Origin of the sequence: Streptococcus oralis, assembly GCF_002386345.1 — a bacterium.
Classification (GTDB): domain Bacteria; phylum Bacillota; class Bacilli; order Lactobacillales; family Streptococcaceae; genus Streptococcus; species Streptococcus oralis_S.
Genome location: NZ_CP023507.1, coordinates 1,738,766 through 1,761,644, shown reverse-complemented (window position 1 = coordinate 1,761,644; position 22,879 = coordinate 1,738,766). Strand labels below are relative to the sequence as shown.

Annotated in this window: 25 protein-coding genes; 20 read left to right on the top strand and 5 right to left on the bottom strand. The window is 43.3% G+C overall.

Annotated elements, in window-relative coordinates:
* Nucleotides 1-21: 21 nt before the first annotated feature.
* Nucleotides 22-1,872, top strand: a complete 1,851-nt coding sequence (locus CO686_RS08660; RefSeq protein WP_001035723.1) for a nucleoside-diphosphate sugar epimerase/dehydratase — start codon at nt 22-24, stop codon at nt 1,870-1,872.
* A 95-nt stretch (nt 1,873-1,967) separates the two neighbouring features.
* On the opposite strand, the gene CO686_RS08655 is transcribed toward CO686_RS08660, so the two are convergent.
* From CO686_RS08655 to sdaAB, 3 genes are read right to left on the bottom strand one after another with little or no spacing between them, the layout of a single operon-like run.
* Nucleotides 1,968-2,597, bottom strand: coding sequence for an HAD hydrolase-like protein (locus CO686_RS08655; protein ID WP_065371499.1), 630 nt, complete (start codon nt 2,595-2,597; stop codon nt 1,968-1,970).
* Nucleotides 2,598-2,618: 21 nt separating this feature from the next.
* On the bottom strand, nt 2,619-3,491 hold the full coding sequence (gene sdaAA / locus CO686_RS08650) for an L-serine ammonia-lyase, iron-sulfur-dependent, subunit alpha (protein WP_000500029.1): 873 nt from the start codon (nt 3,489-3,491) through the stop codon (nt 2,619-2,621).
* 8 nt (nt 3,492-3,499) lie between these two features.
* Nucleotides 3,500-4,171: an L-serine ammonia-lyase, iron-sulfur-dependent subunit beta gene (sdaAB, locus tag CO686_RS08645; RefSeq protein WP_065371500.1), complete on the bottom strand. Its 672-nt coding sequence runs from the start codon at nt 4,169-4,171 to the stop codon at nt 3,500-3,502.
* A gap of 241 nt (nt 4,172-4,412) precedes the next feature.
* Here sdaAB and apf point away from each other — a divergent pair, with 241 nt between their 5' ends.
* The 9 genes from apf to mnmG all read left to right on the top strand — a co-directional run bounded on the left by apf (nt 4,413) and on the right by mnmG (nt 13,445).
* Nucleotides 4,413-5,045: an aggregation-promoting factor gene (apf, locus tag CO686_RS08640; protein WP_096753727.1), complete on the top strand. Its 633-nt coding sequence runs from the start codon at nt 4,413-4,415 to the stop codon at nt 5,043-5,045.
* Between the two features lie 278 nt (nt 5,046-5,323).
* The gene (locus tag CO686_RS08635) at nt 5,324-6,130 is read left to right on the top strand and encodes an ABC transporter substrate-binding protein (RefSeq protein ID WP_049550177.1); all 807 of its coding nucleotides are present in this window, start codon (nt 5,324-5,326) and stop codon (nt 6,128-6,130) included.
* Nucleotides 6,131-6,145: 15 nt separating this feature from the next.
* Complete coding sequence (locus tag CO686_RS08630; protein WP_096753726.1) at nt 6,146-7,342, top strand: argininosuccinate synthase; 1,197 nt, start codon at nt 6,146-6,148, stop codon at nt 7,340-7,342.
* Between the two features lie 27 nt (nt 7,343-7,369).
* The gene (gene argH / locus CO686_RS08625) at nt 7,370-8,761 is read left to right on the top strand and encodes an argininosuccinate lyase (protein ID WP_049550179.1); all 1,392 of its coding nucleotides are present in this window, start codon (nt 7,370-7,372) and stop codon (nt 8,759-8,761) included.
* Between the two features lie 161 nt (nt 8,762-8,922).
* Nucleotides 8,923-10,044, top strand: coding sequence for a tRNA 2-thiouridine(34) synthase MnmA (gene mnmA / locus CO686_RS08620; RefSeq protein WP_049478958.1), 1,122 nt, complete (start codon nt 8,923-8,925; stop codon nt 10,042-10,044).
* 21 nt (nt 10,045-10,065) lie between these two features.
* The gene (locus tag CO686_RS08615) at nt 10,066-10,497 is read left to right on the top strand and encodes an SseB family protein (RefSeq protein WP_000485110.1); all 432 of its coding nucleotides are present in this window, start codon (nt 10,066-10,068) and stop codon (nt 10,495-10,497) included.
* Between the two features lie 149 nt (nt 10,498-10,646).
* On the top strand, nt 10,647-11,102 hold the full coding sequence (locus CO686_RS08610) for an NUDIX hydrolase (RefSeq protein WP_000193660.1): 456 nt from the start codon (nt 10,647-10,649) through the stop codon (nt 11,100-11,102).
* A gap of 8 nt (nt 11,103-11,110) precedes the next feature.
* Nucleotides 11,111-11,542, top strand: coding sequence for an NUDIX hydrolase (locus tag CO686_RS08605; RefSeq protein WP_000989470.1), 432 nt, complete (start codon nt 11,111-11,113; stop codon nt 11,540-11,542).
* The gene (gene mnmG, locus CO686_RS08600) at nt 11,532-13,445 is read left to right on the top strand and encodes a tRNA uridine-5-carboxymethylaminomethyl(34) synthesis enzyme MnmG (protein ID WP_000221918.1); all 1,914 of its coding nucleotides are present in this window, start codon (nt 11,532-11,534) and stop codon (nt 13,443-13,445) included. The genes CO686_RS08605 and mnmG overlap by 11 nt, the downstream gene beginning before the upstream one ends.
* Nucleotides 13,446-13,509: 64 nt before the next feature.
* Here mnmG and rnjA read toward each other — a convergent pair whose 3' ends face one another.
* Both rnjA and CO686_RS08590 read right to left on the bottom strand, forming a co-directional pair.
* Complete coding sequence (rnjA, locus tag CO686_RS08595) at nt 13,510-15,189, bottom strand: ribonuclease J1 (RefSeq protein WP_000331970.1); 1,680 nt, start codon at nt 15,187-15,189, stop codon at nt 13,510-13,512.
* 1 nt (nt 15,190) lies between these two features.
* Nucleotides 15,191-15,424 carry a DNA-dependent RNA polymerase subunit epsilon gene (locus CO686_RS08590; RefSeq protein WP_000639582.1) on the bottom strand — a complete coding sequence of 78 codons (234 nt, stop codon included), beginning with the start codon at nt 15,422-15,424 and terminating at the stop codon, nt 15,191-15,193.
* A gap of 237 nt (nt 15,425-15,661) precedes the next feature.
* On the opposite strand from CO686_RS08590, the gene CO686_RS08585 reads away from it, so the two are divergent.
* From CO686_RS08585 to CO686_RS08535, 10 genes are all read left to right on the top strand, one after another.
* Nucleotides 15,662-15,871, top strand: coding sequence for a hypothetical protein (locus CO686_RS08585; RefSeq protein ID WP_000407020.1), 210 nt, complete (start codon nt 15,662-15,664; stop codon nt 15,869-15,871).
* A 552-nt stretch (nt 15,872-16,423) separates the two neighbouring features.
* Nucleotides 16,424-16,639, top strand: coding sequence for a hypothetical protein (locus CO686_RS08580; protein WP_000492028.1), 216 nt, complete (start codon nt 16,424-16,426; stop codon nt 16,637-16,639).
* Nucleotides 16,640-16,973: 334 nt separating this feature from the next.
* Entirely contained in the window at nt 16,974-17,657 is a 684-nt protein-coding gene (tsaB, locus tag CO686_RS08570; protein ID WP_000865687.1) for a tRNA (adenosine(37)-N6)-threonylcarbamoyltransferase complex dimerization subunit type 1 TsaB, read from the top strand.
* Complete coding sequence (rimI, locus tag CO686_RS08565; protein WP_000569849.1) at nt 17,654-18,091, top strand: ribosomal protein S18-alanine N-acetyltransferase; 438 nt, start codon at nt 17,654-17,656, stop codon at nt 18,089-18,091. Before tsaB ends, rimI begins: the two co-directional genes overlap by 4 nt.
* Entirely contained in the window at nt 18,081-19,091 is a 1,011-nt protein-coding gene (tsaD, locus tag CO686_RS08560) for a tRNA (adenosine(37)-N6)-threonylcarbamoyltransferase complex transferase subunit TsaD (protein WP_096753725.1), read from the top strand. Before rimI ends, tsaD begins: the two co-directional genes overlap by 11 nt.
* A gap of 66 nt (nt 19,092-19,157) precedes the next feature.
* A complete protein-coding gene (locus tag CO686_RS08555; protein ID WP_096753724.1) occupies nt 19,158-19,766 on the top strand; it encodes a hypothetical protein in 609 nt (202 codons plus the stop codon).
* A 136-nt stretch (nt 19,767-19,902) separates the two neighbouring features.
* Nucleotides 19,903-20,598 carry an AzlC family ABC transporter permease gene (locus tag CO686_RS08550; RefSeq protein WP_021164618.1) on the top strand — a complete coding sequence of 232 codons (696 nt, stop codon included), beginning with the start codon at nt 19,903-19,905 and terminating at the stop codon, nt 20,596-20,598.
* Nucleotides 20,588-20,911, top strand: a complete 324-nt coding sequence (locus CO686_RS08545) for an AzlD domain-containing protein (RefSeq protein ID WP_000253936.1) — start codon at nt 20,588-20,590, stop codon at nt 20,909-20,911. The genes CO686_RS08550 and CO686_RS08545 overlap by 11 nt, the downstream gene beginning before the upstream one ends.
* Before the next feature lie 102 nt (nt 20,912-21,013).
* Complete coding sequence (locus tag CO686_RS08540) at nt 21,014-21,856, top strand: amino acid ABC transporter substrate-binding protein (protein ID WP_049550183.1); 843 nt, start codon at nt 21,014-21,016, stop codon at nt 21,854-21,856.
* A 154-nt stretch (nt 21,857-22,010) separates the two neighbouring features.
* Nucleotides 22,011-22,865, top strand: coding sequence for a MetQ/NlpA family ABC transporter substrate-binding protein (locus CO686_RS08535; RefSeq protein ID WP_049550184.1), 855 nt, complete (start codon nt 22,011-22,013; stop codon nt 22,863-22,865).
* Nucleotides 22,866-22,879 lie beyond the last annotated feature (14 nt).

The following is a 22,879-nucleotide window of genomic DNA, read 5'->3' as shown; positions in this document are numbered from 1 at the left end:
TTTAAGGGGGAGTAAATTCCTATGAATAAAAAACTAACAGATTACGTGATTGATCTGGTTGAAATTTTAAATAAACAGCAAAAACAAGTATTTTGGGGGATATTCGATATTCTGAGTATGGTGGTTTCCATCATCGTATCTTATATCTTGTTTTATGGCCTTATAAATCCTGCGCCTGTGGATTATGTAATCTACACTCTTTTAGCCTTCCTCCTCTATCAAATCATGATTGCATTTTGGGGGCTGAATGCTAGTATTAGTCGCTACAGTAAGATTACGGATTTCATGAAAATCTTTTTCGGAGTGATGCTCAGCAGTGTTCTTTCTTATGGAATCTGCTATGCCTTTCTTCCACTATTTTCTATCCGTTTCATCGTGCTCTTCATTTTGCTGAGCACCTTCCTCATCTTGCTTCCTCGTATCACTTGGCAGTTGATTTATTCCAAACGTAAAAAAGGTAGTGGAGATGGAGAGCATCGTCGGACCTTCTTGATTGGTGCTGGTGATGGTGGTGCCCTCTTTATGAACAGCTATCAACATCCAACTAGCGACCTTGAGCTAGTGGGGATTTTGGATAATGATGAAAAGAAAAAGGGACAAAAACTAGGTGGAATCCCAGTTTTGGGCTCTTATGATAATCTACCTGAATTGGCTAAACGTCACCAAATCGAGCGTGTCATCGTAGCGATCCCTTCGCTTGACCCTTCAGAGTACGAACGCATCTTGCAGATGTGTAATAAGCTAGGCGTCAAATGTTACAAGATGCCTAAGGTTGAGACAGTCGTTCAAGGACTCCATCAACCAGGTAGTGGTTTCCAAAAAATTGATATCACAGACCTTTTGGGCCGTCAGGAAATTCGTCTCGACGAATCGCGTCTAGGTACGGAGATTACAGGCAAGACCATCCTGGTGACAGGGGCAGGTGGTTCGATTGGTTCGGAGATTTGTCGTCAGGTTAGCCGTTTCAATCCCGAGCGTATCGTCTTGCTTGGACATGGTGAAAACTCAATCTATCTCGTTTATCATGAATTGATCCGTACATTCCAAGGAATTGATTATGTTCCTGTTATTGCAGATATTCAGGACTATGACCGTCTCTTGCAGGTGTTTGAGCAGTACAAACCAGCCATTGTTTATCATGCTGCAGCCCACAAACACGTTCCGATGATGGAACGCAATCCAAAAGAAGCCTTTAAGAACAATATCCTCGGTACCTACAATGTTGCCAAGGCTGTTGATGAAGCCAAAGTACCTAAGATGGTTATGATTTCGACTGACAAGGCGGTCAATCCACCGAATGTTATGGGTGCAACCAAGCGCGTGGCAGAATTGATTGTCACTGGCTTTAACCAACGCAGCAAATCAACCTACTGTGCAGTTCGTTTTGGGAATGTTCTCGGTAGTCGTGGTAGCGTGATTCCTGTCTTTGAACGTCAGATTGCTGAAGGCGGTCCTGTAACGGTGACAGACTTCCGTATGACACGTTACTTTATGACCATTCCAGAGGCTAGCCGTCTAGTAATCCATGCTGGCGCTTATGCCAAGGACGGAGAAGTCTTTATCCTCGATATGGGCAAACCAGTCAAGATCTATGACTTGGCTAAGAAAATGGTTCTTCTAAGCGGACACACTGAAAGTGAAATTCCAATCGTTGAGGTCGGTATCCGCCCAGGAGAAAAACTCTATGAAGAACTCTTGGTTTCGACCGAATTGGTTGATAACCAAGTCATGGACAAGATTTTCGTTGGTAAGGTTAACGTCATGCCTCTAGAAGCCATTGATCAAAAGATTGAAGAATTCCGTTCACTCAGCGGAGATGAGCTCAAAGAAGCCATCATTTCCTTTGCAAATGAGACAACCCATGCTGAGTAAGGGTGACTAATCAACTAATTATAAATAAAAGGCCAAGATTCTGTTTGTACAGGACCTTGGCCTTTTTACTCTGTAATTTCAAATCGTTGTATTATTTATAGTTGCTTAATGATATCGTCAATGGTATGGGCAATCCAGTCAGGCTGATAGCTGAGTAAATCAGCTTCTTCTCCAAATCCCCAAGTAACAGCAAACTTTTTAATACCAGTTTCTTGGGCTCCAATCATATCAAACTTGGTATCCCCAATGATGAGGACTTGGTCTGCAGGGAGTTGATGCGTTTGCAAGGAGTAACGGATGACATCCGCCTTGTGTGGCGTTTCAGGACTAGAACCGTAAATGCCATCAAAGAAATGATGGATTCCCAGATTTTTAGTCATATCATGAGCAGTAGGAGTATTCTTTGTTGTAGTGATGTAGAGAGGGTAGTTTTGTGAAAGTTCTTGGAGTAATTCCGTTATTTGGGGGAAGAGTTGCGCTTCGTGGATTCCTTTTTTCTTGTAGTAAGAACGATAGATTTGAACGGCTTCCGAGATTTGCTCCTTGGGAAGACATGTTGCAAAACTACTTTCAAGGGGCGGTCCCATAAAACCACGAATGGTTTTGGCATCAGGGCTTGGAACTCCTAGCTCTTTAAAGGTATGGGTAAAGGCATTGTGGATACCGAGGGAACTGTCAACTAGGGTTCCGTCTAGATCAAAAAAGATAGCTGAGATAGAGGGCATGATTTCTCCTAACAGATAAACTTATTCTCCGAAGATTTCTTTTTGTAGGCGACGACCAGTAGGTGTAGCGGCAAGTCCACCCTCAGCTGTTTCACGAAAGGCAGTTGGGAGGCTCGATCCGACTTGGTACATGGCATCGATGACTTCGTCAACAGGGATCTTAGACTCGATACCTGCCAAGGCCATGTCTGCTGCGATAAAGGCAAAGCTAGCTCCCATGGCATTTCGTTTGACACAGGGAACTTCAACCAAACCAGCGACGGGGTCGCAGATGAGGCCTAGCATATTTTTAATGACAAAGGCGATGGCTTGGCTAGCCTGATAGGGGCTTCCACCTGCAGCCAAGGTCAAGGCTGCGGCACTCATGGCAGAGGCAGAGCCAACTTCGGCCTGACAGCCACCTTCAGCGCCTGAGATAGAGGCATTGTTTGCGATGACTAGTCCAAAGGCACCAGCAGCAAAGAGGAAATCTAGCTGTTCTTCGTGGCTGAGGTCAAGTTTTTGGATAGCAGCAGTGAGAACGGCTGGCAGACAGCCGGCACTTCCTGCGGTTGGAGTAGCGCAGACCAAGCCCATCTTCGCATTGTGTTCATTGACCGCGATGGCATTACGGGCTGCTGATAGGATGGTAAAGTCCGACAAGGCTTTGCCACTTTTGAGATGGCGGTCTAGTTTGGCCGCGTCTCCGCCCGTTAGGCCACTACGGGATTTGTTTTCACTGAGACCGAGCTCGACAGAGGCTTTCATGACTTCTAGATTGCGTTCCATGAGGAGGAGAACTTCTGGGCGTTCCCGACCGGTTAGTTGATATTCTGTCGCAATCATGAGTTCTGCGACATTTCCTTGGAAGTCTAGATCCGCTTGCTCGACCAATTCTTTGATAGAATAAAACATGTTTCCTCCTACTTAAAGAAATTGACATTGTGGAGATGAGGGATTTTTCGGATTTCTTTAATCGCCTCTTCGCAACTTCGACTATCGACTTCGATAATCATGATGGCTTTTTCTCCAGCTTTTTCTCGAGTCACATTCATCTGCGCGATGTTGATATCGAAACGAGAGAGGGCTTCAGTGACATGGGCAATCATACCCGGAACATCCTGATGCACGATGATGATGGTCGGTGTGTTCATGTTGAGAGAAACAGCAAAGCCGTTAAGTTCCGTAACTTGGATATTTCCCCCACCGATGGAAATTCCTGTCACACTGATGGACTTGTGTTCATTTTTCACAGTAATTTTAGTGGTATTAGGATGAGGAGCGTTGCTATCTTTCTGAATGGTCCAGACAATCTTAATACCACGTTTATGGGCAATCTCTAGGCTATTTGGAATGTTGGGATCATCCGTATCCATACCTAAAATACCAGCGACGAGAGCAAGGTCAGTTCCATGACCACGGTAGGTTTTGGCAAATGAGTTAAATAATTGGAATTCTACCTCTGTCGGCGTATCGTCAAAGATGGAAGAGACGATTTTCCCGATACGAACAGCACCAGCAGTATGGCTACTTGATGGGCCAATCATGACTGGTCCGATAATATCAAAGACAGATTGAAAACGAAGTGAGTGCATCTGTTTCCCCTTACAAAGATTCTTATATCTATTATATCAAAGAATGGACCTCTGCGCTTATTTCCCTTATCAAAAGCTTAAAATGATTAAAGATAGTATAAAATAAGGTCTTTTGTGACAAAAACCTCCATAAAACGGTAAATATAAAACATTTTTGTAATATTTCTACATAAAACCGTTAAACAACGGTAACATTTAAAAGGTATCATAGATATATCCAATGGAAGGAGAATTTTTAGATATGTCATTAACAACTAAAAAAATTAAAACAACTATCGCAGGAGTAGCAGCTTTGCTTGCTTTCTTTGCTCCATCACTTGCATCTGCGCAAGAATCTGTAACTTACACAGTTAAATCAGGTGATACTCTTTCAGAAATCGCTGAGAAGTACAATACAACTGTTGAAAAATTGGCAGCAAAAAACAACATCAAAGATATTCACCTTATCTTTGTTGACCAAGTTTTGGTTATCGAAGGAACAGCTTCTACTGTAGCTCCAGCAGCAACAACGGAAGAAACAGCTCCAGTAGCTACAGAAACAGTTGAAGAAGCTCCAGCAGCAGCAACAACTTATGAAGCCCCAGCTGCACCTGCAACTCCTGCAGCCCCAGCAGCAGAAAGCAACACTGCAGCAACTTCTACTGTAAGTGGTTCTGAAGCAGAAGCCAAAGAATGGATCGCTCAAAAAGAATCAGGTGGTAGCTACACTGCTACAAACGGACGTTACATCGGACGTTACCAATTGACAGATTCATACTTGAACGGTGACTACTCAGCTGAAAATCAAGAACGTGTAGCAGATGCCTACGTTGCAGAACGTTACGGTTCATGGACAGCTGCCAAGAACTTCTGGCTTAACAACGGTTGGTATTAAGAATAAAAGAGTCCTTTAGGGCTCTTTTTTTGTTTGTCTATAACAAAAAGTGTAAGGATCTTCTCAGCAATGCTCTATTTGTATAATTTCGACAAAATTCTTCAAATTGTTTTAAAACTAAAATAGTATAAATAAGCTTATTATATGTAAAAATACATCATATAATAAGCTTTTTCTTGATTTAAATGAAATAAAATACAGTTTTTTCTTGACAAACGAGAACGAGAAGAGTATTATTTATACAATAATAAAGTATAAAAATAAAAGGAGGCTCTTCTATGAATAAAGTGAAGAAGGTGTTGATGACGATGTTTGGTTTGCTTATGTTTCCCTTATTATTTGCTTGTAGTAACACTCAATACCAAGGTGTTGAAGCCATTAAGGCTAAAGGAAAATTGGTGGTGGCCCTAAATCCAGAGTTTGCTCCATTCGAATACCAGAAATTGGTTGATGGGAAAAATCAGATTGTAGGTTCAGATGTTGAACTAGCCAAAGCCATCGCAAAGGAACTAGGTGTAGAAGTGGAATTCTCTCCAATGAGTTTTGACAATGTACTGGCTAGTCTTGATTCGGGCAAGGCCGATCTTGCCATATCAGGTGTTTCCAAAACGGAGGAGAGAAGTCAAGTTTACGATTTTTCGATTCCCTACTACACTTCGAAAAATAAGGTTATCGTAAGAAAATCTGAATTAACGAATTACCAATCTGTGAAGGATTTGGCTCAGAAAAAGGTTGGAGCGCAGAAAGGTTCTATCCAGGAAACTTTGGCCAAAGAAACCTTGCAGAATTCTTCTCTCGTTTCACTTCCTAAAAATGGAAATTTGATAACAGATTTGAAATCAGGGCAACTAGATGCGGTTATCTTTGAGGAACCAGTGGCGAAAGGATTTGTAGAGAATAATCCAGACCTAGCCATCGCTGAGTTTGATTTTGACAATGACAAGGAAGATTCCTACGCTGTTGCGATGAAAAAAGACAGTAAGGAATTGAAAGAAGCGGTTGACAAAACCATCCAGAAATTGAAGGATTCTGGGGAGTTGGACAAATTGATTGACGATGCTTTTAAAGCCTCTATCGAAAAATAGAAAGAAGGAAGAGAAATGAGTAAGGAAAAGGTCATTTTAGCCTATTCAGGTGGATTGGATACATCAGTTGCTATTACATGGTTAAAAAAAGACTATGATGTGATCGCTGTTTGTATGGATGTGGGGGAAGGAAAAGATTTGGAGTTCATCCACGATAAAGCTCTCAAGGTTGGGGCTGTAGAGTCTTATGTCATTGATGTTAAGGAAGAATTTGCTAATGACTATGTATTAGTGGCCCTTCAGGCACATGCCTACTACGAACAGAAGTATCCCTTGGTATCTGCTCTGAGTCGCCCTCTTATTTCAAAAAAACTCGTTGAAATAGCTCATCAGACGGGGGCAACCACAATTGCACATGGTTGTACAGGTAAGGGAAACGACCAAGTTCGGTTTGAAGTCTCTATTGCAGCTTTGGATCCCAATTTAAAAGTAGTTGCGCCTGTTCGTGAGTGGAAATGGTCTCGTGAAGAAGAAATCCAATATGCCAAAGAAAACGGTGTTCCAGTTCCAGCTGACCTTGACAATCCTTACTCTGTCGATCAAAATCTTTGGGGACGTGCAAATGAATGTGGTGTTTTGGAAAACCCTTGGAACCAAGCACCAGAAGAAGCATTTGGAATCACATCTTCGCCAGAAGAGGCACCAGACAGTCCAGAATTTATTGACATTGAGTTTAGCTGCGGGGTGCCCATCTCCCTCAATGGAGAAAAGATGAAAGTGGTGGCTTTGATTCAAAAGCTCAATGAAATTGCGGGCAAACACGGTGTTGGTCGTATTGACCATGTGGAAAATCGCCTAGTCGGTATTAAGTCAAGAGAGATTTATGAGTGCCCAGGTGCTGTGACTTTATTGGCAGCTCATAAGGAGATTGAAGACTTGACTCTTGTGAGAGAAGTGGCTCATTTCAAACCTATTATCGAAAATGAGTTGTCCAATCTCATCTATAATGCCTTGTGGTTTAGCCCAGCAACTCAGGCTTTGATTGCCTATATCAAGGAGACACAGAAAGTTGTCAATGGAACTGCAAAAGTTAAACTTTATAAGGGGAACGCTCAGGTAGTGGCTCGGAAATCTCCAAATTCTCTTTACGATGAAAATTTGGCGACTTATACCAGTGCGGATACTTTTGACCAAGATGCGGCTGTTGGATTTATCAAGCTTTGGGGGCTTCCGAATAAGGTTTATTCAGAAGTTCAGAAAAATGTTGAGTAGTGATGCGATAGAAAGGGACGACGGGATATGCCGAAAAATACAAAATTATGGGGTGGTCGATTTGAAGGCACTGTGGAAGATTGGGTAGAGCAGTTCGGTGCGAGTATTTCCTTTGATCATCAGCTGGCAAAATTTGATTTGATGGGTTCCCTAGCTCATGTTCAAATGCTAGGACAGACTGGCATTTTAAGCTTGGAAGAGGCAGAGCAGATCCAAGATGGTCTGCAAGCTTTGTTGCGAGATTTAGAGGCAGGGGAGCTTCATTTTGATATTGCAAATGAAGATATTCATATGAATATGGAAGTGTTGCTGACAGAAAAAATCGGTCCTCTGGCTGGGAAATTGCACACGGCTCGTTCTCGGAATGACCAAGTCGCAACGGATATGCACTTATATCTAAAGGAGCAGCTTGGCCATGTTTTGGATAAGTTGGCGAATCTGAACAGTGTTTTGCTGGATTTGGCTGAAAAACATGTGGAAACCATCATGCCAGGCTATACTCATTTGCAGCACGCCCAACCGATTAGCTTTGCCCACCATCTCATGGCTTATTACAATATGTTTCAAAGGGACAGCGAACGCTTTGCATTTAACATGAAACATACGGACCTATCTCCCCTGGGTGCGGCAGCCTTGGCGGGGACAACTTTTCCAATCAATCGTCAATTATCGAGTGATTTACTGGGCTTCCAACAACCCTATACCAATTCCTTGGACGCAGTGAGTGACCGTGATTTTATCTTAGAATTTCTGTCAAATGCCAGCATTTTGATGATGCATATGAGCCGTTTTTGTGAAGAAATCATCAATTGGTGCAGTTTTGAGTATCAGTACATTAGCTTGTCTGATAGCTTTTCAACGGGTTCGTCTATCATGCCCCAGAAGAAAAATCCTGATATGGCCGAATTGATTCGAGGGAAGACAGGACGGGTTTACGGGCACTTGCTTGGACTATTGACCGTCATGAAATCTTTGCCTCTGGCCTACAATAAGGATTTGCAAGAGGACAAGGAAGGCATGTTTGATACAGTAGAAACGATTTTGAATTCTCTGGATGTGCTGGCAGGTATGCTATCGAGCATGCAGGTTAATCAGGCCAAAATGCAGCAATCCACAGAGAATGATTTTTCGAATGCGACCGAACTGGCAGACTATTTGGCAGAAAAAGGTCTTCCCTTTAGAGAAGCGCATGAAATAGTGGGGAAATTGGTTCTAGACTCTATCAAGCATGGTAAAAACATCCAAGATTGGGATTTGGAGGAGTTGCAAGTCTACCATCCCTTGATTGAAGAGGATATTTATATCTACTTGCGCCCAGAAACCGCTGTTCAGAGACGGAATTCCTTAGGAGGAACCGGCTTTGAGCAAGTGAAATACCAGATAGAACAAGCGAAGAAAGAACTTAAAGGGGAAAATTGATTCGTTTGCAAAGGAAGAAAGAGAGGTTGAGGTGATTTATCAACCTCTTTCTTGTCTTCTCTAACCAAGCGTGTTATAATGAATACTGCTCAAGCGACCTTCAATCGTTGAAGCACACACGACCTTCAATCGTGAATAAACGAATAGATGGGAGACTTACCATGAGTGATAACTCTAAAACACGTGTTGTTGTAGGGATGAGTGGTGGTGTTGATTCGTCGGTGACGGCTCTCTTTCTCAAGGAGCAGGGCTACGATGTGATCGGTATCTTCATGAAGAACTGGGATGACACAGACGAAAACGGCGTCTGTACGGCGACCGAAGATTACAAGGATGTGGCTGCAGTGGCAGACCAGATCGGCATTCCTTACTACTCTGTCAATTTTGAAAAAGAGTACTGGGACCGCGTTTTTGAGTATTTCCTAGCGGAATACCGTGCAGGGCGCACGCCAAATCCAGACGTTATGTGTAACAAGGAAATCAAGTTCAAGGCCTTTTTGGATTATGCTATGACCTTGGGTGCAGACTATGTAGCGACTGGGCATTATGCTCGAGTGGCGCGTGATGAGGATGGCATCGTTCACATGCTTCGTGGCGTGGACAATGGCAAGGACCAGACCTATTTCCTCAGTCAACTTTCGCAAGAACAACTTCAAAAAACCATGTTCCCATTGGGACATTTGGAAAAGCCTGAAGTTCGCAGACTCGCAGAAGAAGCAGGACTTGCGACTGCTAAGAAGAAAGACTCGACAGGGATTTGCTTTATCGGAGAAAAGAACTTTAAAAACTTTCTCAGTAACTATCTGCCAGCTCAGCCTGGTCGCATGATGACTGTGGATGGTCGCGATATGGGTGAGCATGCCGGCCTTATGTACTATACGATTGGTCAGCGTGGCGGACTCGGTATCGGTGGCCAACACGGTGGTGACAATGCCCCTTGGTTCGTTGTCGGAAAAGACCTGAGCAAGAATATCCTCTATGTCGGCCAAGGTTTCTACCATGATTCGCTTATGTCAACCAGCCTAGAAGCCAGTCAAGTTCATTTTACTCGTGAGATGCCAGAGGAATTTACGCTAGAATGTACGGCTAAATTCCGCTACCGTCAGCCTGATTCTAAGGTGACAGTACATGTCAAAGGAGATAAGGCAGAGGTCATCTTTGCGGAACCGCAACGCGCCATCACACCAGGACAGGCAGTTGTCTTTTACGATGGCGATGAGTGTCTCGGTGGCGGTTTGATTGACAATGCCTACCGCGATGGACAGGTTTGTCAGTACATTTAAGATTTTCTAAGAGGAAAGAGAATGTTTCAGTTTTTTAAGAAAAAAACGGCTAAAAAAGAGCAAACAATGAGCCTCTCTGACTATAAGAAAGAGTATTTGAGAGAGAAAACGACAGAGTCAATTGAAGCCTTGTTCAAGGAATTGAAACAAGCTAAAGTCTGGGTCCCCTTCAATCCGAATCTTCTGGATGAGAGTGATGAACAAGAAGGGGTACGACTAAAACCGGATATTCTGCGAAAGGGAGACGACTACTTCTATCCTTGTTTCTTAACTGAACAAGATATTCCCAGGGACTATTATGACCGTTTTTCCTGGTTGCAATTACCTCTTACGGACTGTTTATCTGTTGCGGAAGAGATAGGGGAGTTTCCGGTGAGAGGGATTGTTCTGGATGCCTTCTCTGACCCAGTCGAGATTGACAAAGGAGCTTTTGAAGCGATTCGCCAATTATAGTACATTTAGATTGACAAATTTTCTCAATTTGCTACAATAATAAAAGCAATAGAAATGATGGTCAAAGCTCATGGATGTTGCAGGCTTTTTTGTCCTGCACTTCTTTGGAGTTTTGACTGTTTTTGTGTCGTTTAAGGGAAAGGACAAAAATGACTCAACAAGACTTTCGGACAACAGTGGGAGACACGGTCTTTGGTGTTCGGGCGGCAGCCTTGATTCTCCAAAATGGCAAGCTCCTAGTTACTAAAGACAAGGGTAAATATTACACTATCGGCGGTGCGATTCAAGTCAATGAAAGCACGGAAGACGCGGTAGTCCGTGAAGTGAAGGAAGAACTAGGTGTCAAAGCTCAAGCTGGGCAGCTAGCTTTCGTGGTTGAAAATCGTTTTGAACAGGACGGTGTTTCCTATCACAACATCGAGTTTCATTACCTGGTGAATTTGCTTGAAGAAGCTCCATTGACCATGCAGGAAGATGTGAAAAGGCAACCTTGTGAGTGGATTGATTTGGATCAGCTCCAGAATATCCAGCTAGTTCCAGCCTTTTTAAAAACAGCCCTACCAGAATGGAACGGCCAACTAAAACACATTCATCTTGAGGAATAGGAGAGAAAATGATGGTTAAGCTTATTGCCCATGTACTTGTTCATAGTGGTGGTGATTATTTGCTCATTCAGCGTTCGGAAATTAAAAGAGGAGAACCCAACGTTTATCCAACTTACTGGGATATTCCTGGTGGCGGGGTTGAAAAGGGTGAACTTCCGCGAGATGGTGCTCTTAGAGAATGCATTGAAGAAGCGGGAGTTAGGCTAGATAGCAGTTCGCTCAAACTTCTTCACGAAGATAGTCAACTGGATACCTCTAAGGATACGGTTTTTACTCGCTTAGTTTATAAAGCAGAGTGGATTGGGGAGAAGCCAATTATCAGATTAGATCCTGAAGAGCATACACACTTTAAATGGGTTACTATGGATCAAGCTCTAGAGGAGGAGAAGTTAGTTCCTTATTTGCGAGAAATTTTTGAAAGGTTAAGAAATGACTTATAATTTTACGGAAGAATACGATATTATTGTAATTGGTGCGGGGCACGCGGGGGTAGAAGCATCTCTAGCAGCCAGCCGTATGGGCTGTAAGGTCTTGCTTGCGACCATCAACATTGAAATGCTGGCTTTCATGCCTTGTAACCCTTCAATCGGTGGTTCTGCCAAGGGGATTGTCGTGCGTGAAGTCGATGCCCTCGGTGGCGAGATGGCCAAAACCATTGACAAGACTTACATCCAGATGAAGATGCTCAATACTGGGAAAGGTCCAGCTGTCCGTGCCCTTCGTGCGCAAGCTGACAAGGAGCTTTACTCTAAGGAGATGCGCAAGACAGTTGAAAATCAAGAAAATCTCACCCTTCGTCAAACCATGATTGATGAAATTTTGGTGGAAGATGGCAAGGTTGTCGGTGTGCGTACAGCTACCCATCAAGAGTATGGAGCAAAAGCGGTTATTGTAACCACAGGAACAGCCCTCCGTGGGGAAATCATCATCGGAGACCTCAAGTACTCATCAGGTCCTAATCACAGTCTTGCTTCTATTAACCTAGCTGATAATCTCAAGGAATTGGGCCTCGAAATCGGTCGTTTCAAGACAGGAACCCCTCCACGTGTCAAGGCTTCCTCTATCAACTACGATGTGACAGAGATTCAGCCAGGAGATGAAGCACCAAATCACTTCTCATATACTTCACGTGATGAGGACTATGTCAAGGATCAAGTGCCATGCTGGTTGACCTATACCAATGGTACCAGTCATGAAATTATCCAAAATAACCTCCATCGTGCGCCTATGTTTACAGGTGTGGTCAAGGGAGTGGGACCTCGTTACTGTCCGTCAATTGAGGACAAGATTGTGCGCTTTGCGGACAAGGAACGCCACCAACTTTTCCTTGAGCCAGAAGGGCGCAATACAGAGGAAGTTTATGTTCAAGGTCTATCAACCAGTCTGCCAGAGGATGTACAGCGTGACTTGGTTCATTCTATCAAAGGTCTGGAAAATGCAGAGATGATGCGAACAGGTTATGCCATTGAGTACGACATGGTCTTGCCACACCAGTTGCGTGCGACTTTGGAAACCAAGAAAATCTCAGGACTCTTTACTGCTGGTCAGACAAATGGAACGTCAGGTTACGAAGAAGCTGCTGGCCAAGGGATTATCGCTGGTATCAATGCGGCTCTAAAAATCCAAGGCAAGCCAGAGTTGATTTTGAAGCGAAGCGACGGTTATATCGGGGTGATGATTGATGACTTGGTGACCAAGGGAACTATTGAACCCTATCGTCTCTTGACCAGTCGTGCTGAATACCGTCTCATCCTCCGTCATGACAATGCCGATATGCGTTTGACAGAGATGGGGCGCAAGATTGGCCTTGTTGATGATGAACGCTGGGCTCGTTTTGAAATCAAGAAAAATCAATTTGACAATGAAATGAAGCGTTTAGACAGCATCAAACTCAAGCCAGTCAAGGAAACCAATGCCAAGGTTGAGGAGATGGGCTTCAAACCATTGACTGATGCGGTGACAGCAAAGGAATTCCTTCGTCGCCCAGAAGTGTCTTACCAAGATGTGGTGACCTTTATCGGACCTGCTGCAGAGGACTTGGATGACAAGATTATCGAATTGATTGAAACAGAAATCAAGTACGAAGGCTACATTTCCAAAGCCATGGATCAGGTTGCCAAGATGAAACGCATGGAAGAAAAACGCATTCCAGCCAATATCGACTGGGATGATATTGACTCGATTGCGACAGAAGCCCGTCAGAAGTTCAAACTCATCAATCCAGAAACCATCGGCCAAGCTAGCCGTATTTCGGGAGTAAATCCAGCAGATATTTCTATTTTGATGGTGTATCTGGAAGGTAAAAATCGTAGTATTTCTAAAAATCAAGAAAAAAAAGCATAGAGAAAAACAGCTCCGAAGACGGGGCTGTTTTTTTTGACTTGTATTCAATGAAAATCAAAGAGTATTATTCTTCATCTGGTGTGAGGATCATAGGGATGATAATCGGTTCACGTTCTGTATTTTCATAGAGGAAGGGGCGAATGGCGTTGACAATGGCACCATTGACAGATTGCACGCTAGCATCTTTGTTCTTCAGCGCGATACGAATTGCATTGAAGAGGATGCGCTGGCTTTGGCGAATCAAGTCTCCAGATTCTCTCATGTAGACAAAGCCTCGGCTGAGGATATCAGGCCCAGACAAGATCATTTTAGACTTGAAGTCAACAGTTGCGACTGCTAGAACGACACCATCTTCAGATAGATCTCTACGGTCTTTGAGGACAGCAGCGCCGATTTCACCGATACGATTTCCATCGACATAGATATCTTGGGCATTGAAGTGACCTGCGATACGAGCTGAGTTAGCAGTAAGGGCAAGCACATCACCATTGCTCATGATAAAGATATTGTCCTTCTCGACACCCGTATCCACCGCTAGTCCAGCATGGACTTTCTGCATACGGTATTCACCGTGGACAGGCATGAAGTATTTGGGCTTGATCAAACGGAGCATGAGTTTTTGCTCTTGCTGACCACCGTGTCCAGAGGTGTGGATATTGTTAATCTTACCGTGGATGACTTCGACACCAGCTTCAGAAATGATGTTAATCAACTTGTTGACGCTAGTAGTATTTCCAGGGATTGGGCTTGAAGAGAAGATAACGGTATCGCCGGGTTGGAGTTGCACTTGACGGTGGGTTCCGTTAGCGATACGAGAGAGGGCTGCCATTGGCTCGCCTTGACTACCTGTACAGAGGATCAGAACCTCGCCTGCAGGGTAGTCTTTGATTTCATTTGGCTCGATAAAGGTTCCCTTAGGAGCTTTGATGTAGCCAAGCTCGATCCCGTTGACAATGGCCTTTTCCATCGAACGTCCAAAGACCGCAATCTTTCGTCCAGTCTTAACAGCAGCATCTGTTGCTTGCTGGAGACGGAAGATATTTGAGGCAAAGGATGCAAAGATGATGCGTCCTTCGATACCTTGGATAATCTTCATGATGGACTGACCAACGACTTTTTCAGAGTTGGTAAAGGTTGGGACTTCTGCATTCGTCGAGTCAGAGAGGAGGCAGAGTACGCCTTCTTCACCAAGGGCTGCCATACGGTGCAAGTCTGCAGGTTCCCCAACTGGAGTAAAGTCAAACTTAAAGTCACCCGTACAGACGATTTTTCCTTGCGGGGTATGAATGACAATTCCCAAAGGCTCTGGAATAGAGTGAGTGGTTCTAAAGAAAGTCGCCTTGAGATTTTTAAAGGTCAACTCAGTGTTGTGGTTGATTTCGTATAGTTTGGCGTTGCGTAAGAGACCATGTTCTTCGAGTTTTCCACGGATCAAAGCCAGGGCAAGCGGTCCAGCGTAGATAGGGACATTTGCTTGCTTGAGCAGGAAAGGAATCCCACCGATGTGATCCTCGTGTCCGTGTGTGATCAAGACAGCCTTGACGCGGTCGATATTGTCTACGATGTAAGAGTAATCAGGAATGACATAGTCGATACCCAGCAAGTCATCTTCTGGGAATTTAATCCCAGCATCGACGATGATAATCTCGTCTTGGTATTCAATTCCGTATGTGTTTTTCCCGATTTCTCCCAGACCACCGATGGCAAAAACGCCGACTTCTTCAGGTTTAAGAGTGTAGGCCATATTAGAACTCCGTAATCTCGAAAGCGCCAGTTTCTTTTTCGTAATCTAGCAATTTGTCAGACAAGAGTTCGATATACTCGATGTTGTACTCTGGGCGGTTTTCTTCGACAAGTTGGCGAGCAGCGATACGGCCCTCAAGTTCTGAGTTGGCATCGATGTCTAGGTAAAGTGAGCGTGTTGTTTCACGACGTGGGCTACGTTCTTTTGTTTCTTGATAAAAAACTTTGTAAATCATATAGTTCCTTTCTATTTACAGGTCAGCTTATTCCAAACTTTTAGCAGAGATTTGCTTGATTTCATTCCATTTTGTGTCTAGATTGACCTTGATTCGTTACAATTATTTCAATTATACCACAAAATGAAAAATTAGTAAAAGACGGAAATGGAGAAAGTCGGGAGGGGAAGGAGGAGCAAAAAGACAGGTAGGATTTGGTCGGAGAGCGCTTAGGTGTTATAATTAAAGGGGGAATCTATGGAGATAGTAGGTTTGAGGAAGAATACAGTTCTAGTTTCATTAATCGTTGGTGTAGATGGTTGGGGCAGAATGATATCTTTGAAAAAAGAAAAAGCTCTTGAGAAATCTCAAGAGCAAATAAAAAGGCTGAGACAAAACTCGGGGATTTTCCTGGAGCAGTCCAGATGGCAGCACCTCTACCTGAAGCGAATGCATCGCAACCTTTGAATGACTTGTCACCAAATCAAACTCGATCTCAGCCTTTACTTAATTCTATCATCTATGAGGCTAAGAAGTCAATCTATAAGTATAACGATGTAGAAATAGCATGGAGTGGAGCGCTTACTAAAAGGTAAAGACAAGCACTTAATTTAAGAGTAAGCAAAAAGAGAGGACCAATGGTAGTCAGGGGTCTTTACAGCTCAAAGCTGAGGGCAGTCCCACACCCGTACCAGAAGTTGGTACCTTTGAACGCTCTGTTACCAGTCGCCCTACGTTATCCTCTCAATATTTATATTTTACTATAACTTACTGAGGGAATCAACTTTAAAAGCATCAAAAAGCTCCTGACCGAAGTCAAGAGCCATCTAACACTGGGGGCGAATTGTTCAATCGCAATTTCAGTTCTTTAGAAACCAAAGTTTCAGGGATAGCACTGCAACCCGAAGAGTCAACGACTCAACCTGATTTTCCTACCAATGTTGAATTACATTTTAACATTGATAGACCAACATTGTCAACAGTTTAAATAAAAAAGGAATACCAGAAGGAGGATTAAGAATGTTTAGTTTGTTTGAATTTGCAGTAGGGGTTCGCCTCTTGATGTTTGTAGTCTTTGTAGCTTGTGTCTATGGGGGGAATGCCCTGTTTGTGCATCTGGAACACCGCAAAACAAAGTTCCTTTGGAAGCTTGCTTTTGTGACGCTCTATTCAATTTTTCTTCTCCTGGTCACCTATGTTGTCTGGTTCGTTTTCTACTTTGGTTTAAATGCCTAAAGTCAATTATTCATCTAAATATACAGAAAATCCACCTCGTCTTGATAGATGGGATGGACTTTTTCTATTTTTAGGTGCTATCTTTATTGTTATGACGATGATTTCTCAAATCGAAAATCGAGTTGAAACATAAATGCATGATCCAAATTTTTTACAAAGAACCTTTCAATTTCCTTGTTCACTTTTCTATTCAAAAAAGATATAACTTTTTTAAATTTTTTGTGTAGAATTGCTTGTCTAAGTGGCAGGCCTCTTTTGTTTCAAAACAAAGAAAATTCCCATGCGCTGGCTTTTGTAGTATAATAGTAAACAGACAAAAAGATAGGAATGTGTTATGAAAGTATTAGCTTTTGATACGTCCAGCAAGGCTCTTTCTCTAGCCATTTTAGAGGACAAGCAGGTTCTTGCCGAGACGACGATTAATATTAAGAAGAATCACAGTATTACCCTCATGCCTGCCATCGATTTTTTGATGGCCAGTCTGGATTGGACACCTAAGGATTTGGATCGAATCGTGGTGGCTGAAGGCCCAGGTAGCTACACAGGCTTACGAATTGCGGTAGCAACTGCCAAGACCTTGGCTCATACCCTGAACATTGAGTTAATTGGTATGTCGAGTCTTTTGTCTCTGGTACCGCGCCAACAAGAAGGCTTACTTGTTCCCCTGATGGATGCGCGTCGCAACAATGTTTATGCAGGATTTTATGAAAATGCCAAACCTGTCATGCCAGAAGCACACTTGTCCTTTGCGGAAGTGCTAGAAAAAGTCACGGATGCTGAACAGGTGACCTTTGTTGGAGAAGTTGGCCCCTTTGTGGAGCAGATCCAAGAACAGCTACCACAAGCTAGTTACCAGGAAACCTTGCCAAATGCAGCTAATCTAGCTCTTTGGGCATGGGACAAGAAAGCAGACTCCTTGCACGATTTTGTACCAAACTATCTCAAGCGTGTAGAAGCTGAGGAAAACTGGCTCAAGAACCATACCGAGTCTGGTGAGTCTTACATTAAACGCCTATGATAGAAATCAAACGAATCCAACAGCGACCTGCCCTAGCTCAAGCCATCTACGCTGTCATGGCAGCTGTTTACCCAGTCAGTCCTTGGACCCTGGAACAAATCCAAGCAGACCTGTCTCAAGACCAGACATGGTATGCTGTGGCTTATGATGGGGCAGAAGTGATTGGCTTTCTAGCTGTTCAGGAGAATCTCTTTGAGGCAGAAGTCTTGCAAATCGCTGTCAAAAAAGCCTATCAGGGGCAGAAAATCGCGACAGCCTTGTTTGACTTTTTGCCTGCCGACAAAGAAATTTTCCTCGAAGTCAGAAAGTCAAATCAACGAGCGCAAGCATTTTACAAGAAAGAAAAGATGGCAGTCATCGCTGAGCGAAAGGCCTACTACCATGACCCAGTCGAGGATGCCATCATCATGAAGAGAGAAATAGATGAAGGATAGATATATTTTAGCATTTGAGACATCCTGTGATGAGACCAGTGTCGCCGTCTTGAAAAACGACGATGAGCTCTTGTCCAATGTCATTGCGAGTCAAATTGAGAGTCACAAACGTTTTGGGGGCGTAGTGCCTGAAGTAGCCAGCCGTCACCATGTAGAGGTCATTACAGCCTGTATCGAGGAGGCTCTGGCAGAAGCAGGGATTACCGAAGACGATGTGACAGCTGTTGCGGTTACCTATGGACCGGGCTTGGTTGGAGCTCTGTTAGTTGGTTTGTCAGCTGCCAAGGCCTTTGCTTGGGCACATGGACTTCCACTAATTCCCGTTAACCACATGGCTGGTCACCTCATGGCCGCTCAGAGTGTGGAGCCTTTGGAGTTTCCCTTGCTAGCTCTCTTGGTCAGCGGTGGGCACACGGAGTTGGTCTATGTTTCTGAGGCTGGGGATTATAAGATTGTTGGGGAAACGCGGGACGATGCAGTTGGTGAGGCCTATGATAAGGTCGGCCGTGTCATGGGCTTGACCTATCCTGCAGGTCGCGAAATTGATGAGCTAGCTCATCAGGGGCAAGATATTTATGATTTCCCTCGTGCCATGATTAAGGAGGACAATCTAGAGTTTTCATTCTCAGGTTTGAAGTCTGCCTTTATCAATCTTCACCACAATGCCGAGCAAAAGGGAGAAAGCTTGTCTACAGAGGATTTGTGTGCTTCCTTCCAAGCAGCTGTCATGGATATTCTCATGGCCAAAACCAAGAAAGCCTTAGAAAAATATCCTGTTAAAACCCTAGTCGTGGCCGGTGGCGTGGCAGCTAATAAAGGGCTCAGAGAACGTCTAGCAGCCGAAATCACAGATGTCAAGGTTATCATCCCACCTCTACGCCTTTGTGGAGACAATGCAGGTATGATTGCCTATGCTAGCGTCAGCGAGTGGAATAAAGAAAACTTTGCAGGCTTGGACCTCAACGCCAAACCAAGCCTGGCTTTTGATACCATGGAATAGAGAGTTAGCCTAAGGTTGACTCTTTTATCTTGGACAAATCCTAACCTTTTTTTGTATAGTAGAAATATGAGATTTACAAAAATAATCAGTAGTCTGCTTGCTCTTGGAGCTTTACTCATGCTTTTATCAGCTTGCCAGAATATCAAAAAGACACAACTGGTCTTGTTTGAATCCCTTTCGTTCGGTATGTTTCCTAAATCTGTTGAAGAAGTATTTGGAAAGGCAAGCGAGGTGGAGGAAGAAAAGGAAACGGCTTATCGTGATACTTGGCGTGCAGAAGATCCGTATTTCTATAAAACAGGTCGCCTTTTCTATCACTATGAGCAGATTACTTTGAAAGGCTATCCAGGCCGAGCGACCTTTACATTTTCAAAATCGCATCGTTTGGAAACAGTAGCGGCTTATTTTCCCGTTACCTCAAAAGCTGAGCAGCAAGCATTGCTCGATAACTTATCCCAGACTGTAAAAAAAGAGCTTGAAGAAGTCCCAGATTACCAGTCCATGACAACTGAGACAGTAGGCATCTATGATGACGGTTATCGCTACAAGGTCAAGTTAAAAGGACAACAGTGGGAACTCTGGGTTGATGTCTATCCAACAGAAAATAAATATGCTACAGAAACAGAAACCGATAAGTATACTATCCGAGTGGATCAATTTCTCATGTATCCATGATGCTTCCTCTTCAGCACTTTTTCTGGCAATAGGTTTCGAATCCGAAACTTTTTTCTCTTCTTTGAATATGTTATAATAGTCCGTGCTGTGGCTGTGATGATGAACAGCCTCAATTGGAGAGAATATGAGGAGAAGGATGAAAGAAAAAGGATTTTGGGAAGGTGTACAGGCAGCCATGCCGACTGCCCTTGGCTATGTCAGCATTGGCCTGGCTTGTGGGATTATTGGTGCGCCCTATGTGACACCTGTTGAGATGGGCCTGATGAGTCTCTTTGTTTATGCTGGGAGCGCCCAGTTTGCCATGTTGGCATTGATTGCGGTCCAAGCACCTGTAGCAGCCATTGCCATGACAGTCTTTTTAATCAATTTACGACTCTTTTTGCTGAGCTTGCATGCGTCGACCTATTTCCGTCATACCAGTCTCTGGCAAAATATTGGTATGTCTAGTCTCTTGACAGATGAGACTTACGGGGTTTTGATGGGAGAATTAGCCCATACAGACAAGGTCCATCCTATGTGGATGCATGGGAACAATCTCAATAGTTATATAGCCTGGTTTATTGGGACAGTTGCGGGTACAGCTTTAGGTGGGCTTCTTCCAAATCCTGAGGTCTTTGGATTAGACTTTGCCCTTGTTGGGATGTTTATCGGGATTTTTACCTCGCAATTTCAGATTATGCAAAGACGGGTTCCCGTACGGAATCTGCTGATGATCCTAGCCGTTGTTGCGGTGTCCTTCTTTTTGTTCTTGACAGTGGTGTCTCAGTCGCTAGCTGTTCTGTTTGCGACCTTGCTAGGTTGTACCATGGGGGTGGTCTTAGATGGTCAGTAAATATCTTTTGTTAGCCGTTATCTTTTCAGGCCTAGTGACTTGGATTCCCCGTATGATTCCTTTCATCTTGGTCAAGTACAAGGGTTTGCCAGCTATCGTCGAGCGTTTTTTGAAGTTCTTGCCTGTTTCCATTATCTTTGCCTTGATCCTTTCAAGCGTAGTGACCGGAAAGGTTGGGAGCCTTCCTCAGATCAAATGGCTGGACTTTTTAGCAGTCTTTCCAACAGCTTGGGTAGCCTTTCGCTACCGCAATCTAGTGGGTACGGTTCTTTTTGGAGTAGTCTTGATTGCAGTCTTGCGTCTGGTCTTTTAGTCAGCCATAAAAAAAACCTATCACCGAGATAGATATCATATAATGGCGAAAAAAAATATTTTCTGTTAAGATAGTAAAGTATTCTATTTTGGAGGAAATGACATGAAAAAAATCGTCAAATATTCATCTCTTGCTGCTCTAGGACTTGTTGCCGCAGGTGTACTAGCAGCTTGCTCAGGCGGAGATAAGAAAGATACTGCAACTAGCGAAGCAACATCTGGTAAAAAAGAAATCGTCGTAGCAACTAATGCTACACCAAAACCATTCAACTATGAAGAAAATGGCGAGTTGACTGGTTATGAGATTGAAGTAGTTCGCGCTATCTTTAAAGACTCTGACAAGTATGATGTCAAGTTTGAGAAGACAGAGTGGTCAGGAGTCTTTGCAGGACTTGATGCCGACCGTTACAATATGGCTGTTAGCAACATCAGCTACACTAAAGAACGTGCTGAAAAATACCTTTATGCAGCTCCAACTGCTAAAAACCCTAACGTTCTTGTAGTGAAAAAAGATGACCCTAGCATCAAATCGCTTGATGATATCGGTGGAAAATCAACAGAAGTTGTTCAAGGGACAACTTCTGCTAAACAGCTAGAAGACTACAACAAACAACATTCAGATAATCCAACTGTCCTAAAGTATACTAAAGCGGACTTCCAACAAATCATGGGACGCTTGAGCGATGGCCAGTTTGACTACAAGATTTTTGATAAAATCGGTGTTGAAACAGTCATCAAGGACCAAGGTTTGGACAACTTGAAAGTGATCGAACTTCCAAGCGACCAACAACCTTACGTTTACCCACTTCTTGCTAAAGGTCAAGATGAGTTGAAATCATTTGTAGACAAACGTATCCAAGAACTCTACCAAGACGGAACTCTTGAAAAATTGTCTAAACAGTTCTTCGGAGACACTTATCTCCCAGCAGAAGCTGATATTAAATAGTCGTATGAAATCATCCAGTCTGAGAAAGGCGGATGATTTCTCAATGTTTGGGTATATAGTTTCAAACTATATGTCTGCCTATCTAATAACAATTTGCTAAATCAAATAAAGTATGAGATACTATTACGGTATCATTTTTAAAGGAGAAAGAATCATGAAAATTAAAAAATGGCTCGGTGTAGCAGCTCTTGCTACAGTCGCAGGTTTGGCTCTTGCAGCTTGCGGAAATTCAGAAAAGAAAGCAGACAACGAAACAGTTGTCAAAATTGCAACAGTTAACCGTAGCGGTTCTGAAGAAGCGCGTTGGGATAAAGTCCAAGAATTGGTTGAAAAAGATGGAATTAAATTGGAATTCACAGAGTTCACAGACTATTCACAACCAAACAAGGCAACTGCTGATGGCGAAGTAGACTTGAATGCTTTCCAACACTACAACTTCTTGAACAACTGGAACAAAGAAAACGGGAAAGACCTTGTAGCGATTGCAGATACCTACATCTCACCAATCCGCCTTTACTCAGGTAAAAATGGGGAAGAAAACAAGTACACCAAAGTGGAAGAAATCCCAGATAACGGTGAAATCGCCGTACCAAACGATGCAACAAACGAAAGCCGTGCGCTTTACTTGCTTCAATCAGCTGGTTTGATCAAATTGGATGTTTCTGGAACTGCACTTGCAACAGTTGCGAACATTACAGAAAATCCAAAGAACTTGAAGATTACTGAATTGGACGCTAGCCAAACAGCTCGTTCATTGTCATCAGTTGATGCTGCCGTTGTAAACAATACCTTCGTTACAGAAGCAAAATTGGACTACAAGAAAGCACTCTTTAAAGAACAAGCTGATGAAAACTCAAAACAATGGTACAACATCATTGTTGCGAAAAAAGATTGGGAATCATCACCTAAGGCTGATGCCATCAAGAAAATTATCGCAGCTTACCACACTGATGAAGTGAAAAAAGTTATCGAAGAAACATCAGACGGTTTGGACCAACCAGTTTGGTAATAAGACACAGGGAG

Bases quoted from the DNA above. Each gene is read 5' to 3' on its own strand.
- CO686_RS08660 (WP_001035723.1), top strand. From the start codon at position 22: ATGAATAAAAAACTAACAGATTACGTGATTGATCTGGTTGAAATTTTA.
- CO686_RS08655 (WP_065371499.1), bottom strand. From the start codon at position 2,597: ATGCCCTCTATCTCAGCTATCTTTTTTGATCTAGACGGAACCCTAGTT.
- sdaAA (WP_000500029.1), bottom strand. From the start codon at position 3,491: ATGTTTTATTCTATCAAAGAATTGGTCGAGCAAGCGGATCTAGACTTC.
- sdaAB (WP_065371500.1), bottom strand. From the start codon at position 4,171: ATGCACTCACTTCGTTTTCAATCTGTCTTTGATATTATCGGACCAGTC.
- apf (WP_096753727.1), top strand. From the start codon at position 4,413: ATGTCATTAACAACTAAAAAAATTAAAACAACTATCGCAGGAGTAGCA.
- CO686_RS08635 (WP_049550177.1), top strand. From the start codon at position 5,324: ATGAATAAAGTGAAGAAGGTGTTGATGACGATGTTTGGTTTGCTTATG.
- CO686_RS08630 (WP_096753726.1), top strand. From the start codon at position 6,146: ATGAGTAAGGAAAAGGTCATTTTAGCCTATTCAGGTGGATTGGATACA.
- argH (WP_049550179.1), top strand. From the start codon at position 7,370: ATGCCGAAAAATACAAAATTATGGGGTGGTCGATTTGAAGGCACTGTG.
- mnmA (WP_049478958.1), top strand. From the start codon at position 8,923: ATGAGTGATAACTCTAAAACACGTGTTGTTGTAGGGATGAGTGGTGGT.
- CO686_RS08615 (WP_000485110.1), top strand. From the start codon at position 10,066: ATGTTTCAGTTTTTTAAGAAAAAAACGGCTAAAAAAGAGCAAACAATG.
- CO686_RS08610 (WP_000193660.1), top strand. From the start codon at position 10,647: ATGACTCAACAAGACTTTCGGACAACAGTGGGAGACACGGTCTTTGGT.
- CO686_RS08605 (WP_000989470.1), top strand. From the start codon at position 11,111: ATGATGGTTAAGCTTATTGCCCATGTACTTGTTCATAGTGGTGGTGAT.
- mnmG (WP_000221918.1), top strand. From the start codon at position 11,532: ATGACTTATAATTTTACGGAAGAATACGATATTATTGTAATTGGTGCG.
- rnjA (WP_000331970.1), bottom strand. From the start codon at position 15,189: ATGGCCTACACTCTTAAACCTGAAGAAGTCGGCGTTTTTGCCATCGGT.
- CO686_RS08590 (WP_000639582.1), bottom strand. From the start codon at position 15,424: ATGATTTACAAAGTTTTTTATCAAGAAACAAAAGAACGTAGCCCACGT.
- CO686_RS08585 (WP_000407020.1), top strand. From the start codon at position 15,662: ATGGAGATAGTAGGTTTGAGGAAGAATACAGTTCTAGTTTCATTAATC.
- CO686_RS08580 (WP_000492028.1), top strand. From the start codon at position 16,424: ATGTTTAGTTTGTTTGAATTTGCAGTAGGGGTTCGCCTCTTGATGTTT.
- tsaB (WP_000865687.1), top strand. From the start codon at position 16,974: ATGAAAGTATTAGCTTTTGATACGTCCAGCAAGGCTCTTTCTCTAGCC.
- rimI (WP_000569849.1), top strand. From the start codon at position 17,654: ATGATAGAAATCAAACGAATCCAACAGCGACCTGCCCTAGCTCAAGCC.
- tsaD (WP_096753725.1), top strand. From the start codon at position 18,081: ATGAAGGATAGATATATTTTAGCATTTGAGACATCCTGTGATGAGACC.
- CO686_RS08555 (WP_096753724.1), top strand. From the start codon at position 19,158: ATGAGATTTACAAAAATAATCAGTAGTCTGCTTGCTCTTGGAGCTTTA.
- CO686_RS08550 (WP_021164618.1), top strand. From the start codon at position 19,903: ATGAAAGAAAAAGGATTTTGGGAAGGTGTACAGGCAGCCATGCCGACT.
- CO686_RS08545 (WP_000253936.1), top strand. From the start codon at position 20,588: ATGGTCAGTAAATATCTTTTGTTAGCCGTTATCTTTTCAGGCCTAGTG.
- CO686_RS08540 (WP_049550183.1), top strand. From the start codon at position 21,014: ATGAAAAAAATCGTCAAATATTCATCTCTTGCTGCTCTAGGACTTGTT.
- CO686_RS08535 (WP_049550184.1), top strand. From the start codon at position 22,011: ATGAAAATTAAAAAATGGCTCGGTGTAGCAGCTCTTGCTACAGTCGCA.